The sequence below is a fragment of the Comamonadaceae bacterium OTU4NAUVB1 genome (genome assembly GCA_024372625.1).
Lineage (GTDB): Bacteria > Pseudomonadota > Gammaproteobacteria > Burkholderiales > Burkholderiaceae_C > Variovorax.
Genome location: CP099605.1, coordinates 1,309,212 through 1,323,611, shown reverse-complemented (window position 1 = coordinate 1,323,611; position 14,400 = coordinate 1,309,212). Strand labels below are relative to the sequence as shown.

General features: G+C 71.5%; 14 protein-coding genes. 8 read left to right on the top strand and 6 right to left on the bottom strand.

Going from position 1 to position 14,400, the window contains the following annotated elements; genetic code table 11:
• Positions 1-5 precede the first annotated feature (5 nt).
• The 4 genes from NF681_09580 to NF681_09565 all read left to right on the top strand — a co-directional run bounded on the left by NF681_09580 (position 6) and on the right by NF681_09565 (position 3,222).
• Positions 6-659 carry an amino acid ABC transporter permease gene (locus NF681_09580; protein UST55394.1) on the top strand — a complete coding sequence of 218 codons (654 nt, stop codon included), beginning with the start codon at positions 6-8 and terminating at the stop codon, positions 657-659.
• A gap of 49 nt (positions 660-708) precedes the next feature.
• Positions 709-1,437 carry an amino acid ABC transporter ATP-binding protein gene (locus NF681_09575; GenBank protein UST55730.1) on the top strand — a complete coding sequence of 243 codons (729 nt, stop codon included), beginning with the start codon at positions 709-711 and terminating at the stop codon, positions 1,435-1,437.
• 71 nt (positions 1,438-1,508) lie between these two features.
• Positions 1,509-2,471 carry a pseudouridine synthase gene (locus NF681_09570; protein ID UST55393.1) on the top strand — a complete coding sequence of 321 codons (963 nt, stop codon included), beginning with the start codon at positions 1,509-1,511 and terminating at the stop codon, positions 2,469-2,471.
• A 37-nt stretch (positions 2,472-2,508) separates the two neighbouring features.
• Positions 2,509-3,222 carry a YebC/PmpR family DNA-binding transcriptional regulator gene (locus tag NF681_09565; GenBank protein UST55392.1) on the top strand — a complete coding sequence of 238 codons (714 nt, stop codon included), beginning with the start codon at positions 2,509-2,511 and terminating at the stop codon, positions 3,220-3,222.
• Between the two features lie 17 nt (positions 3,223-3,239).
• Here the strand turns inward: NF681_09565 and NF681_09560 are convergent, their stop codons facing one another.
• Complete coding sequence (locus tag NF681_09560; GenBank protein UST55391.1) at positions 3,240-3,764, bottom strand: ribonuclease HI family protein; 525 nt, start codon at positions 3,762-3,764, stop codon at positions 3,240-3,242.
• Between the two features lie 93 nt (positions 3,765-3,857).
• Between NF681_09560 and NF681_09555 the strand changes: the two genes are divergently transcribed.
• Positions 3,858-7,019 (top strand): EAL domain-containing protein, encoded by a 3,162-nt coding sequence (locus NF681_09555; protein ID UST55390.1) that lies wholly within the window; start codon positions 3,858-3,860, stop codon positions 7,017-7,019.
• Here the strand turns inward: NF681_09555 and lgt are convergent.
• Positions 6,981-7,838, bottom strand: coding sequence for a prolipoprotein diacylglyceryl transferase (gene lgt / locus NF681_09550; protein UST55389.1), 858 nt, complete (start codon positions 7,836-7,838; stop codon positions 6,981-6,983). The genes NF681_09555 and lgt overlap by 39 nt on opposite strands.
• Positions 7,839-7,874: 36 nt before the next feature.
• Entirely contained in the window at positions 7,875-8,846 is a 972-nt protein-coding gene (locus NF681_09545; protein UST55388.1) for a LysR family transcriptional regulator, read from the bottom strand.
• Between the two features lie 97 nt (positions 8,847-8,943).
• On the opposite strand from NF681_09545, the gene ilvD reads away from it, so the two are divergent.
• A complete protein-coding gene (gene ilvD, locus NF681_09540; protein ID UST55387.1) occupies positions 8,944-10,638 on the top strand; it encodes a dihydroxy-acid dehydratase in 1,695 nt (564 codons plus the stop codon).
• Positions 10,639-10,671: 33 nt separating this feature from the next.
• Here ilvD and NF681_09535 read toward each other — a convergent pair whose 3' ends face one another.
• Positions 10,672-10,938, bottom strand: coding sequence for a TIGR04438 family Trp-rich protein (locus NF681_09535; GenBank protein ID UST55386.1), 267 nt, complete (start codon positions 10,936-10,938; stop codon positions 10,672-10,674).
• Between the two features lie 207 nt (positions 10,939-11,145).
• Here NF681_09535 and NF681_09530 point away from each other — a divergent pair, with 207 nt between their 5' ends.
• Entirely contained in the window at positions 11,146-11,460 is a 315-nt protein-coding gene (locus tag NF681_09530; protein ID UST55385.1) for a c-type cytochrome, read from the top strand.
• Between the two features lie 12 nt (positions 11,461-11,472).
• On the opposite strand, the gene NF681_09525 is transcribed toward NF681_09530, so the two are convergent.
• Positions 11,473-11,964, bottom strand: a complete 492-nt coding sequence (locus NF681_09525) for a LapA family protein (protein UST55384.1) — start codon at positions 11,962-11,964, stop codon at positions 11,473-11,475.
• 214 nt (positions 11,965-12,178) lie between these two features.
• Here NF681_09525 and NF681_09520 point away from each other — a divergent pair, with 214 nt between their 5' ends.
• Entirely contained in the window at positions 12,179-12,832 is a 654-nt protein-coding gene (locus tag NF681_09520; protein ID UST55383.1) for a TIGR00645 family protein, read from the top strand.
• A 53-nt stretch (positions 12,833-12,885) separates the two neighbouring features.
• Here NF681_09520 and fumC read toward each other — a convergent pair whose 3' ends face one another.
• Positions 12,886-14,283 carry a class II fumarate hydratase gene (gene fumC, locus NF681_09515; GenBank protein UST55382.1) on the bottom strand — a complete coding sequence of 466 codons (1,398 nt, stop codon included), beginning with the start codon at positions 14,281-14,283 and terminating at the stop codon, positions 12,886-12,888.
• Between the last annotated feature and the right edge of the window lie 117 nt (positions 14,284-14,400).

The window sequence follows — 14,400 nt, the reverse complement described above, 5'->3', positions numbered from 1 at the left end:
TCCCCATGGTCGAGTTCTCCCTCTGGGACATCCTGCGCAACCTGCTGCTCGCGCTGCGCTGGACGGTGGCACTGTCGGCCATCGCCTTCGTCGGCGGCGGCGTGGTCGGCGGCCTGCTGCTGTTCGCGCGGCTGCGCGGCGGGCGCGGCGCGCAGCGCGCCATCGGCGTGTACGTGCAGCTGTTCCAGGGCACGCCGCTGCTGATGCAGCTGTTCCTCGCGTACTTCGGCATCGCGCTGTTCGGCATCGACGTCTCGGCGTGGACGGCCGCGAGCGTGGCGCTCACGCTCTACACCAGCGCCTTCCTGGCCGAGATCTGGCGCGGCTGCGTCGCCTCCATCCCCAAGGGCCAGTGGGAAGCGTCCGCCAGCCTGGCGCTGAGCTTCGGCGAGCAGATGCGCCACGTCGTGCTGCCGCAGGCCGTGCGGATCGCCACCGCGCCGACGGTCGGCTTCCTGGTGCAGGTGGTCAAGGGCACGGCGCTCGCCTCGGTCATCGGCTTCATCGAACTCACCAAGGCCGGCGGGATGATCTCCAACGCCACCTTCAAGCCCTTCGTCGTCTTCAGCTGCGTCGCGCTGCTGTACTTCGCCCTGTGTTTCCCCATCAGCCTGTTTGCCAAACATCTGGAGAGAAGAACCCATGTCAACCGTCGCTGAAGCCACCCCCGTCGTCCACCCGTCGCGCCGCGCGCCGGGCGGCGCGCCCATCGTGCAGATCACCGCGCTGCGCAAGTCCTACGGCGCCAACGAGGTCCTGAAGGGCATCGACCTGAGCGTCAAGCGCGGCGAGGTCATCGCCATCATCGGCAAGAGCGGTTCGGGAAAGAGCACGCTGCTGCGCTGCATCAACGGCCTGGAGGCGTTCCAGGAAGGCGCGCTCACGGTCGACAGCAAGCCGCTGCTGCACGACAGCGCGATGGCCATGCGCGAGCTGCGCCAGCGCGTGGGCATGATCTTCCAGGGCTTCAACCTCTTCCCGCACCTGACGGTGGGCAAGAACGTGATGCTCGCGCCCACGCTGGTCAAGCGGCGCGCCCAGGCCGAGGCCGCCTCGCAGGCGCGCAAGCTGCTCGCGCGCGTGGGCCTGGCGGAGAAGTTCGACGCCATGCCCGACCAGCTCTCCGGCGGCCAGCAGCAGCGCGTGGCCATCGCGCGCGCGCTGGCGATGGAGCCGGCGGTGCTGCTGTGCGACGAGATCACCTCGGCGCTGGACCCCGAGCTCGTCGGCGAGGTGCTGCGCGTGGTGGAGTCGCTGGCCGTGGAGGGCATGACGCTGCTCATGGTCACGCACGAGATGGGCTTCGCGCGCAAGGTCAGCGACCGTGTGATCTTCATGCACCAGGGCCGCGTCCACGAGATGGGACCGCCCGCCGAGCTGTTCGGCAACCCGCAGACGGCGGAATTGAGGCAGTTCCTGTCGTCGCTGCACGACTGAACCGGCCCCGGGAACGCCTCCCGGGCACGGGGCGTAGATTCGGCGGTCCCGCTTCCCCGACGATCCCATCCTTGGCCGCACCGAAAGCCCCCTCCCCGCCCGATCGCCCGCCCCTGCCCCTGCCCACCCGCGACGGCATAGGGCCGAGCTGCGTCGGCCTGCCCCCGGGCGCCTGGCCGACCTTTCTCGACTTCCTGCTCCATCGCTTCCCCGGCGTCGCGCGCGAGACGTGGCTCGCGCGCTTCGCGGCCGCCGAGGTCGTCGACGAACACGGTGGCCGCGTGACGGCCGAGCGCCCCTACGCGCCGCACCAACGCGTCTACTACTACCGATCCCTCCCCGACGAGCCGCGCGTGCCCTTCGCGCACGAGGTGCTGTGGCGCGACGAACGCCTGCTGGTGGTCGACAAGCCGCACTTCCTCCCGGTCGCGCCGACCGGCAAGTACCTGCGGGAGACCCTGCTGGCGCGCCTGAAGCGCGAGCTCGGCCTCGACGACCTGGTGCCCGTCCACCGCATCGACCGCGGCACCGCCGGGCTGGTGCTGTTCTGCGTCGACCCGGCCACGCGCGGGGCCTACCAGGGCCTGTTCGCCGAGCGCCGCGTGCAAAAGACCTACGAGGCCCTCGTCCATTGGCCGGCCGGCACCGTGCTGCCGCCGTCGCGGCGCACCCGCCTCGCGGTCGACCCGCACGCCTTCATGAAGACGTGCGAGGTCGCGGGCGAGCCGAACTCGGAGACGCGCTTCGCGCTGATCGGCCGGCCGGGGCCGGCCGTCGCGCACCTGCGCCTGTCGCCGGTCACCGGCCGCCGCCATCAGCTGCGCGTGCATTGCGCCGCGCTCGGCGTGCCGATCGTGGACGACCCGATCTACCCGGTGCTGCGGCCCGAGACCGACCACGAGGACCACGCGCGCCCCCTGCGCCTGCTGGCCCGCTCGCTCGCCTTCACCGACCCGGTGACGGGCGAGGCGCGCGAATTCCACACGCGCCGGTCGCTGGACGAGGACGCGGCGCCCGGCGTCCAGGGCTTATAACCACCCACCTTCAAAACGACACCAAGGACGGATCGACATGGGCGCGCAGTGGAAAGCAAAGCACAAGGACGTGGCCGCCAACGCCAAGGGCCGGCTGTTCGGCAAACTGGCCAAGGAAATCATGGTGGCCGCGCGCGGCGGCGCCGACCCGGCCTCCAACGCCCGGCTGCGGCTGGTGGTCGAGCAGGCGCGCAAGGTGTCGATGCCCAAGGACACGCTCGATCGCGCCATCCGCAAGGGTGCCGGCCTGACGGGCGAGGCGGTGCACTTCGAGCACGTGATCTACGAGGGCTTCGCGCCGCACCGCGTGCCGGTGATGGTCGAGTGCCTGACCGACAACGTGAACCGCACCGCGCCCGAGATGCGCGTGCTGTTCCGCAAGGGCCAGCTCGGCACGTCCGGCTCGGTGGCGTGGGACTTCGACCACCTGGGCCTGATCGAGGCCGAGCCGGCGGCCCCCGGGGCCGATGCCGAGCTCGCCGCCATCGAGGCCGGCGCGCAGGACTTCGAGCCCGGCGACGACGAGGGCACCGCGCGCTTCCTCACCGCGCCGGCCGACCTCGACCTGGTCGGCCGCGCCCTGCCCGCGCACGGCTTCCGCGTCGTCGCCTCCCGGCTGGGCTACCGGGCGAAGAACCCGATCGACCCGGCGTCGCTGAGCGCGGAGGACCTCGAGGAGGTCGAGACCTTCCTGGCCGCCATCGACGCCAACGACGACGTGCAGCACGTGTACGTGGGCCTGGCCGGCTGACACCGGGGGACGGCGCCTCAGCGGCGCTTCTTATGGCGCGGCGCGACCGGGCGCGGCGTCGTCAGGCCCAGCGCCGCGCGCGCCAGCGCATCGGCCTCCCGGTTGCGGTGCGCGGGGATCCAGACGACGCGGACGTCGGCCAGCGATCGCAGCGCGGCGCGCGCCTCGTCGAACCGCCCGGCCAGACGGGCGATGGGACGCACGGCGCGGCCTCCGTCCACCGCCCCGCCCAGCTGCGCCACCACCACGCTGTTGTCGCAGCACACCACCGCCGCGCCGGCCCCGTGCGCGCGCAGGGCGGCCAGGGCGGCCATGACGCCGCGCAGTTCGGCCTCGTTGTTGCAGCCGATCGCCGCGCCGCCCGACCCCGACAGCGCGTGGCGTCGCCCGTCGGGCGCCACCAGCACCACGCCCCATCCCATGCGCCCCGGGTTGGGCAACGCGCTGCCGTCGCACCACGCGGTCCAGCCGGGCGGGACGGCGGCCTCCGGAATCGGTCCAGCCGAAACCGGATGACCGACGAAGCCATCGATTGAATTCATTTAGTAATACTTTATAGCTATATTCGATGAAGTTGGCGTGCGATCGGGGGCACGACGCTTGCTTGAGGGGTTTCCCAGATTCCCCTCCCTCGCATGTTGAACCTCCTCACCCGCCGACTCGGCCGGCTCAGTGTCGGGCGCAAGCTGCTCGTCATCTACCTGCTGGACCTGACCGCCGTCATCTTCATCAGCGGCATCCTGATCAACGAGAAGTTCATCGCCATCGATTTCGGCCGCAAGGAGATGGCGGGCATCGCCTACATCCGTGCGCTGCAGCCGTCGCTGCTCGCCCTGGCGGGCTGGCGCGGGGCGAACCCGGCATCGGACACCCAGCTGGAGGCCGTGGAGCGCCGCCACGGGGACGGGCTGCACAGCGCCGAGCCGAGCCTCGCCTTCCGGCAGGCCGTCGCGCGCGCGCGCAACGCCGCCGCCGGGGACGCGGCGCGCGCCGGGCTGGAGCGCGTGGCGCTCGAGCGCGGTCGCGCGCTGGTGACGCGCGTGGGCAACCAGTCCAACCTCATCCTCGACCCCGACCTCGACAGCTACTACACGATGTCGCTGGTGCTGCTGCGTTTTCCGGAACTGCTGGAGCTGGTCTCGGCGCTGGACGCGCACCTGGGCCGCTCGCGCGGAGACGGCGCCGCGGGGGCGCAGGCGCGCACCCGCCATTTCGTCCTCGAAGGCAGGGTGGAGGCCGTCGCCGCCGCCATCCGGAGCGACTACGAGGAGGCCTTCGCGGCGGCCACCGGTCCTTCGCGCCGGCACCTGGACGCCTCGCGCGAGCGGCTGCGCACGGGCATCGAGGCGTTCCAGCGGGCGGCGCGCGCGGCGTTCGAGGACCGCGCCGAGGCCCCCGTGGCGGCCTTCGAGGCGGCGCGACAGTCGCTTCTGGACGACCTCGACGCGGCCTGGACCGACGCCGGCACCGACCTCGACGCGCTGCTGGCGGCGCGCGAACGGGGCTTCTTCACCCGCATGTGGCTGCACCTGGGCACGGCGCTGTTCCTGCTGCTGCTGATCCTGGGCGCCGTCTACCACGTCGCGCGGCAGATCGCGCTGCCGCTCGCGCGGCTCTCCGGCGTGGTCGACACGGTGCGCCGCACGGGCGACCACACGCTGCGCGCGCGCTGGGACAGCGGCGACGAGATCGGACGCCTGGTCGTGGGCTTCAACGACATGCTCGCGCAGCTCGACCGCGAGCGGCGCGTGCAGCAGGAACTCGCCGCCAGCGCGCGCGCGGCCGAGGCCCAGCGCGACTTCGTCGCGGCCATCCCGATCCCGATCATGGTCACGGCCGTGCCGGGCCACGAGGTGCTCGACGCCAACCTGCCCGCGCGGGAATGGCTCGGCGGACGCGAGGGCGACCCCTGGGCCCAGGGGCTGGAACCCGCCGTGCGCGCCCGCTTCTTCCAGCAGCTGGCCGACCGCGACGCGGTGGACGAATTCGAGGTGCGCTGGCGCGGCGGCCGGCAGCCCTCGTGGGCCGTGCTGTCGGCGCGGCGTTTCACCTACCAGGGCCGCGACGCGGTGCTGACCGCCTTCACGCCCGTCAACCACCTGAAGCAGCTGGAGCAGCGCCTGGAACTCTGGGCCAAGGTGTTCGAGGCCTCCTCCGAGGGCATCATGATCATCGACGCGCAGCACGCCATCCTGACGGTCAACCGGGCCCTCACCCGCCACACCGGCCACGACGCGCGCGAACTCGTCGGCGCGACGCCGGACTACCTGCTGGCCGACGCCACGCTGGACGCTCCGGGCTTCTGGCGCGCGCTCGACCAGCGCGGCGCCTGGCAGGGCGAGGCCGGCGTGCGCCGGCGCAACGGCACCCGCTACCCGGCCTGGGTGATGGCGAGCGTGGTGCGCGACGGGCCGGACCGGGTCTCGCACTACATCTTCACGTCGATCGACATCAGCGACAGGAAGCGCAGCGAGGAACGCATCCGCTACCTGGCGCTGCACGACGTGCTCACCGAGCTGCCCAACCGCGTCCTGTGCGTCGAGCGCCTGGGTCACGCGATCCAGGAAGCGCGCCGCCACGGGCGGCGCGTGGGTGTGCTGTTCCTCGACCTGGACCGCTTCAAGGTCATCAACGACTCGCTGGGCCACCACGTGGGCGACGCCCTGCTGAAGTCGGTGGCGCGACGGCTGCTGGACACCGTGCGGCCGGGCGACACGGTCAGCCGCCTGGGCGGCGACGAGTTCGTGGTCGTGCTGCGCGACATCGCCGATGGCGACGACGTGCTGGCGCTGGTCGAGCGGCTGGTGCCGGCGGTGCGCCGGCCCCACGACATCGACGGCCACGCGCTGCACGTCTCGTGCAGCGTGGGCATCGCGCTCTACCCCGAGGACGGCGCCGACATCGACGAACTCATGCGCCATGCCGACGTCGCCATGTACCAGGGCAAGGCGGGCGGGCGCGACACGGCGCGCTTCTTCACCCCGGAGATGAACGAGCGCGCCCGGCGCCGCCAGCAGATCGAGTCGAACCTGCGCCACGCCATCGGGCGCGGGGCGCTGCGCCTGGCGTTCCAGCCGCGCGTCGATGCCCGCACGGGCCGCACGGTGGGCGCGCAGGTGCTGCTGCGCTGGGACGACGGCGAACTCGGCGCGGTGCCGCCGGCCGAATTCATTCCCGTGGCGGAGGAGTCGGGGCAGATCGTGGGCATCGGTGCCTGGGCCGTCGAGCGGGCCTGCGCCCAGCACGCGGCCTGGCGCGACGCCGGCCTGGGCGCGGTGGCGCTGTCGATCGCCATGTCGGCGCTGCAGCTGCGCGACCCCGGACTGGTCGCGACGCTGGGCGCGGCCTTGCGACGCCACGGCATGGCACCGGCGCACCTGGCGGTCGAGCTGAGCGAGTCGGCGCTCCAGGATGCGTCCGAGCGCACGCTGGCGCCCCTGCGCGCGCTCCGGGCGCTGGGCGTGGCGCTGTCGATCGACGACTTCGGGACCGGCCATTCGAGCCTCGCCCACCTGCACCGGTTTCCGATCGACACGCTCAAGATCGACCGTTCGCTGGTGCACCGGATGCTGGACGAGCCGGCGCACCTGGCCATCGTGCGCGCCGTCGTCGGACTGGGCCACACGCTGGGCCTGCGCGTGGTCGCCGACGGCGTGGCGACGGCGGCGACGGCGCGGGCCCTGCGCGAGGCGCGCTGCGACGGGTTCCAGGGCTCCCACGTCGCGCCTGCGATGGACGCCGCCGCCCTGGCGGGCTGGCTAGCGGCCGAGCGGGCGCGCGCCGACGGCGTCGCCTGAGCCGGCGACGACCGTGCGCCGCCGCGGGGCGCTCGCGTACAGCCAGATGCCGAAGGCGACCATCGGCACGCACAGCCACTGGCCCATGCTCATGTCGAGCGCGAGCAGGCCGAGGAAGTCGTCGGGCTCGCGGAAGTACTCGGCGATGAAGCGCATCACGCCGTAGCCGATCAGGAACACGGCCGACACGCGCCGCTCGCGCCGGTCCTTGCGCGCGTAGAGCCACAGCAAGACGAACAGCAGCAGCCCTTCGAGCAGGAACTGGTAGACCTGCGACGGGTGACGCGGCAGCAGCGAGCCGCTGTGCGGGAACACCATGCCCCAGGGCAGGTCGGCCGGCGCGAAGCGGCCCCAGAGTTCGCCGTTGATGAAGTTGCCCACGCGGCCCGCCGCCAGGCCGGTCGGCACGCAGGGCGCGACGAAGTCCATCACCTGCCAGTACGGCCGGGCGCGCGAGCGGGCGAACCAGATCATCGACGTGATGACGCCCAGCAGCCCGCCGTGGAAACTCATCCCGCCCTGCCAGATGTAGAAGATCTCCAGGGGGTGCGTGAGGTAGTAGCCCGGCTTGTAGAACAGGCAGTAGCCCAGCCGGCCGCCGACGATGACGCCCATCACGCCGAGGAACAGGATGTCCTCCACGTCCTTGCGCGACCAGGCCCCGGGCCCGGTGATGGAGCGGAACGGCTCGTGGCGCAGCCGCAGCGTGCCGAGGAGGTAGAACAGCCCGAAGGCGGCGAGGTAGGTCAGGCCGTACCAGTGGACGGCGAGCGGGCCGATCTGGAGGGCGATCGGATCGATCTGCGGGTACATGAGCATCCGGGGATTGTGCCGTGGGCCCGTGTCGAACCGGCGTCAGGGCGGCGGCGTGGCGCCATCGCGGTCCCGCACGAAGCGGACGAACCGCGCCAGCGCCGGGTGGTCGAGGTCCGCCGGCCAGACCAGGCTGGTCTCGCATTCGGGCAGCGCGACGGCGGACCCGGCACGGGGCCGCCGCCCGGAGTCCGGGGCGGCGTCGCCGAGCGCCTCCGCCCGCCGGTAGACCACTCCCTCGCGGCGGAAGCGCGTCACGCTCTCCGGCACCCAGGCCACGCCGACGCCGCCCCACACCAGGTTGACGATGGTCTGCATCTGGATGGCCTCCTGCGCCACCGCCGGCACGCGGCCGGCGGCATGGTAGAGCGCGTGGATGGCGTCGTGCAGCGACGGCACGATGCGGCGCGGAAAGATCACCAGCGGCTCGGCCAGCACGTCGGCGAGCGCCGGCCGCGCGGCGGCGGCCAGCGGATGCGCCTCGGGCAGCGCCAGCACCAGCGGCTCGACGGCCACCGGCAGGCGGTCGAGCCCGGGCGGCGCGAAGCCCGGGGAATGCAGCATCAGGCCGGCGTCGATCTCGCCGCGCGCGAGCGCCTCGCGCTGCACGTCGCCGGTCGCCTCGACCAGTTCCAGCGCCACCTGCGGGCACAGCGCGCGGAAGTCGCGCACCCACAGCGGCAGGTGCTCGAAGCCGATGGTCGAGACGAAGGCCAGCCGCACGCGCCCGACCTCCCCCGCCGCCGCCGCGCGCGCGCGTGCCGGCAGCGCCTGCGCACGCGCGAGCAGGTCGCGCACGTCGCCCAGCAGCGCATCGCCGGCGGCGGTGAGCGCCACGCGGCGCTGCGTGCGGTCGAACAGGCGCACGCCCAGCGCGCGCTCGAGTTGCGCGATGGCCTGCGTCACCGGCGGCTGCGTCAGGTGCAGGCGGCGCGCGGCGCGGCCGAAGTGCAGTTCCTCGGCGACGGCGACGAACTGGCGCCAGGCCCGGAGATCGATCGGAACGTCCTTCATACGGCCAGCATATCAATCCGACCCCGAGAACGGATTGGAACGAATCAGTCGGAAGTCCGATACTGGCGACCCCCGATTCCAACCAGATCCCCACGCCATGGACACCAAGACCCTCCAGATCAACCGCCGCAGCGCCAACATCGTTGAAGGCAAGTCGCGCGCGCCCAACCGCTCCATGTACTACGCGATGGGCTACGAGGAAGGCGACTTCAAGAAGCCGATGGTCGGCGTGGCCAACGGCCACAGCACCATCACGCCGTGCAACTCCGGCCTGCAGAAGCTCGCCGACGCGGCCATCGCCGGCATCGAGGAGGCCGGCGGCAACGCCCAGGTCTTCGGCACGCCGACGATCTCCGACGGCATGGCCATGGGCACCGAGGGCATGAAGTACTCGCTGGTCAGCCGCGAGGTCATCTCCGACTGCATCGAGACCTGCGTCGGCGGGCAATGGATGGACGGCGTGCTGGTGGTGGGCGGCTGCGACAAGAACATGCCCGGCGGCCTCATGGGCATGCTGCGCGCCAACGTGCCGGCGATCTACGTCTACGGCGGCACCATCCTGCCGGGCCGCTACAAGGGCCAGGACCTGAACATCGTGAGCGTCTTCGAGGCCGTGGGCCAGAACGCCGCGGGCAACATGAGCGACGAGGACCTGCTGCAGATCGAGAAGCGCGCCATCCCCGGCACGGGCTCGTGCGGCGGCATGTACACGGCCAACACGATGAGCTCGGCCTTCGAGGCGCTGGGCATCTCGCTGCCCTACTCCTCCACCATGGCCAATCCGCACGACGAGAAGGCCAACTCGGCCAAGGAGTCGGCCAAGGTGCTGATCGAGGCGATCAAGAGGGACCTGAAGCCGCGCGACATCGTGACGCGCAAGTCGATCGAGAACGCCGTGGCGGTGATCATGGCCACCGGCGGCTCGACCAACGCCGTGCTGCACTTCCTGGCCATCGCCCACGCGGCCGGCGTCGAGTGGACCATCGACGACTTCGAACGCATGCGCAAGCAGGTGCCGGTGCTGTGCGACCTCAAGCCTTCGGGCAAGTACCTCGCGGTCGACCTGCACCAGGCCGGCGGCATCCCGCAGGTCATGAAGGTGCTGCTCAACGCCGGCCTGCTCCACGGCGACTGCATCACCATCAGCGGACAGACGATCGCCGAGGTGCTGGCCGACGTGCCCGACGTGCCGCGCGCCGACCAGGACGTGATCCGCCCGATCGGCGAACCGATGTACGCGGAGGGCCACCTCGCCATCCTCAAGGGCAACCTGTCGCCCGAAGGCGCGGTCGCCAAGATCACCGGCCTGAAGAACCCGGTCATCACCGGCCCGGCGCGCGTCTTCGACGACGAGCAGTCGGCCCTCGCGGCCATCCTGGCCGGCCGGATCGTGGCGGGCGACGTGATGGTGCTGCGCTACCTCGGCCCCAAGGGCGGACCGGGCATGCCCGAGATGCTGGCGCCCACGGGCGCGCTGATCGGCGCCGGCCTGGGCGAGAGCGTCGGCCTGATCACCGACGGCCGCTTCTCCGGCGGCACCTGGGGCATGGTGGTGGGCCACGTCGCGCCGGAAGCGGCCGCCGGCGGCACCATCGCCTTCGTCCGCGAAGGCGACTCGATCACCATCGACGCCCACGAACTCAAGCTCGAACTCAACGTGAGCGAGGCCGAACTCGCGCAACGCCGCGAGGGCTGGACGCCACCGGCGCCGCGCTACACGCGCGGCGTGCAGGCCAAGTTCGCCTTCAACGCCTCGAGCGCCAGCACGGGCGCGGTGCTGGACAACTACTGAGTCGCGGCGCGGCCGCCGGCCCGCCGGCCGCGGCTATTTGCGGCGCTGGCGGTCCGAGCGCGGCGCCCGGGGATCGAACAGCCCCAGGTCGGCGCGCTGGCGGTCCAGGCGCGCCTGCTTGCGCGCCACCTCGCGCTCGACGACGCGGCGCTTGGTGTAGCCCGAGGCATCGGCATAGGCCCACCACAGCGCGGCGAGGCCGAACGGGACCAGGACGAGCCACCACGAGAGCTGTCCGACCGGACCGACCTCGAAATACTTCAGTGCGACACCGATCAGGCCGAGGGCCAGGAACCACATAGATTTTCTCCGGGGGTGTTGCGCCGGATCGTCGCACAGGCCGCCCCGACCCCGCCACCGCAGGGTCGTCCACACGCCGCCGGCGCCGTCGGCCGGCTCGGACGCGCTCCCTACAATGATCCGGCGACGAGAACGCGGTCCGCTTCGCGCCCGCGATCGCCACCCGGGTCATCGCGACCCTCGCACGACCCATCCAACATCCAACCCATGTCCATCAAAAAAGCGCTCGTCCTCGTCGCCTGCGTGCTGTCCGCGTCGGCACCCGTCCGGGCCGACCTCGCGCTCGCCCGCTCGAAGAACTGCATGAGCTGCCACGCCGTCGAGCGCAAGGTGCTCGGACCCGCCTTCAAGGACGTCGCCGCGCGCTACAAGGGCAATGCCGCGGCGACCGAGCTGCTGGCCGCCAAGATCCGCAAGGGCGGCGCCGGCGCCTGGGGTCCGGTGCCGATGCCGGCGAACAACCAGGTCAGCGAGGCCGAGGCCCGCACGCTGGCCACCTGGGTGCTCGCCACGCCGCAGTGAGCGACGTCCGGCTCAGAAGCGCGGGGGCACCGCCGCCGGCGCGAAATCCGTGTGCGAGGAGCCCGCCGGTCGCCGCTCCAGCCGGTCCTCGAGCTGGCCGATGTGCGCGGCGAGCGAGTTCTCGGTCTGCTGGGCACGCGCCAGCAGGGCGGCGTGACGCTCGCCGTCCTGCGTCGATCGCGTGGTGGCCTGGGCTTCGAGGAAGTTGCGCAGTTCCGTGAAGCGCGAGGCCTCGGCCTTGTCGGCGAGGTCGCGCTGGGTCTGCATCTCGCGGTTGTGGCGACGCGCCTCCAGCAGCACCGAGCTCTGCAGGTACACCACGTAGGCCACCAGCAGCACGCCCAGCAGCACCGTCAGCGCCAGCATGATCAGCCCGAACGGCGCGCTGGTCTGCATGAAGCCCAGCGACATCAGCGTCGGGGCCACCAGCAGCCCCCAGTTCAGCGCGGCCAGCCCCGCGATCAGCACCACCACCACCAGCAACCCACCCGTGATCAGACCCATGTGAACCTCCTCGTTCGACTTTGATACGAAGGTTCTAGCTCACGGACATGGCCGTGGCTGTCGGACAGCCCCCTCCCCGGCATGCGCGCGGCGGCCGTGCCCGGGTCGCCGCGCCGGGCTTTCGCACGGCGACCCGTGAGGACATGGCGTGGCCCGGTCCGGCGCGCGCCACCTAGAATCCCGCGCCGCGCCTTCGCGCACCCACTTCGACACCATGGCCCGCCCAGACCCCCTCCACCCCTCCGATGCCTCCGACCCGGCCGCCGCGCCGCCCCTCGCCCTGCGCACGTCGCCCCTGCGCCCGCTGCCCAAGCTGATCTTCGCCAGCCGCTGGCTGCAGTTGCCGCTCTACCTGGGCCTGATCGTGGCCCAGGGCGTGTACGTGGTGCACTTCCTGGTCGAGCTGCTGCACCTGGTGGAGGCGGCCTTCGGCAGCGAGACGGCGCTCAAGGCGCTGGTCAACAGCATCGGCTACAAGACCGCCGCCAGCGCGCCCATCACCTCGCTCAACGAGACGGTGATCATGCTGGTGGTGCTGGCGCTCATCGACGTGGTGATGATCTCCAACCTGCTCATCATGGTGATCGTGGGCGGCTACGAGACCTTCGTCAGCCGCATGGACCTGCAGGGCCACCGCGACCAGCCCGAATGGCTCAGCCACGTGAACGCCTCGGTGCTGAAGGTCAAGCTGGCCACCGCCATCATCGGCATCAGCTCGATCCACCTGCTCAAGACCTTCATCAACGCCGACAACTACACCGACCGCGTGCTGATCGCCCAGACGGTGATCCACATCACGTTCCTGATGTCGGCGATGGCCATCGCCTACACCGACCGGCTGATGTCGCGCGCGCCCGGCGAGCACTGAGCCACGCCGGTGCCGTGCCGGGCCCGGACGGGACCCGGCCCGGCGTCCCCCCCTCAGCGTCCGGTCATGTTGCCGGGCACCACCCACTGGTCGAACTGTTCGCCCGTGAGGTGGCCCGAGGCCACGGCCGCCTCGCGCAGGCTGGTGCCTTCCTTGTGCGCCTTCTTGGCGATGGCGGCGGACTTGTCGTAGCCGATGTGGGTGTTGAGCGCGGTCACCAGCATCAGCGAGCGGTCGACCAGTTCGGTGATGCGCTCGCGGTTGGGCTTGATGCCGACCGCGCAGTGGTCGTTGAAGCTGCGCATGCCGTCGGCCAGCAGGCGCACGCTCTGCAGGAAGTTGTGCGCCACCATCGGGCGGAATACGTTGAGCTCGAAGTTGCCCGAGGCGCCGCCGAAGTTGATGGCGACGTCGTTGCCGAAGACCTGCGCGGCCAGCATCGTGACCGCCTCGCTCTGCGTCGGGTTGACCTTGCCCGGCATGATCGACGAGCCCGGTTCGTTCTCCGGGATGCTGAGTTCGCCGATGCCGCTGCGCGGGCCGCTGGCGAGCCAGCGCACGTCGTTGGCGATCTTCATCAGGCTGGCGGCCAGCGTCTTGAGCGCGCCGTGCGCGTGCACCAGCGCGTCGACCGAGGCCATCGCCTCGAACTTGTTGGGCGCGGTGACGAACGGCAGGCCGGTCAGGGTCGCGAGTTCGGCCGCGACCTGCTCGGCATAGCCCTTGGGCGCGTTAAGGCCGGTGCCCACGGCGGTGCCACCCAGCGCCAGCTCGCCCAGGTGCGGCAACGCCGCGCGCACGTGCGCCTCGCCGTGCGCGAGCTGCGCCACGTAGCCGGAGAACTCCTGCCCCAGCGTCAGCGGGGTCGCGTCCTGCAGGTGGGTGCGGCCGATCTTCACGATGTCCATGAAGTCGGCGGACTTCTGCGCCAGCGTGCCGCGCAGCAGCGCCAGCGCGGGCAGCAGGCGGTGCGTGAGGGCCTCGACCGCGGCCACGTGCATGGCGGTGGGGAACACGTCATTGCTCGACTGGCTGCGGTTGACGTCGTCGTTCGGGTGCACGCGCCGCGATTCGCCGCGCTCGCCGCCGAGCAGTTCGCTCGCGCGGTTGGCCAGCACCTCGTTGACGTTCATGTTGGTCTGCGTGCCCGAGCCGGTCTGCCAGACCACGAGCGGGAATTCGTCCGGATGCCGGCCGGCGATGACCTCGTCGGCCGCCGCCACGATGGCCTGCGTCTTCTGCTCGTCCTGCAGGCCCAGCGCGTGATTCACGACCGCCGAGGCGCGCTTGACCTGCGCCAGGGCCTTGATGATCTCGCGCGGCTGCTGCTCGCCGGAGATGTCGAAGTTCTGCAGCGAACGCTGCGTCTGCGCGCCCCACAGCTTGTCGGCCGGGACGTCGATGGGGCCGAAGGTGTCGCGCTCGACGCGAATGTTGCCGCTTTGTGTCATCTGGAAAAGCTCCGCTGTCAAAATGGGGGGCGTGCCGGCAACGAAGCCCGGGCACGTGAAGCCTGACAGCATAGCCAGGACAAGAACGACTCGCATTTGCGAGGCGCTTCCAACCCC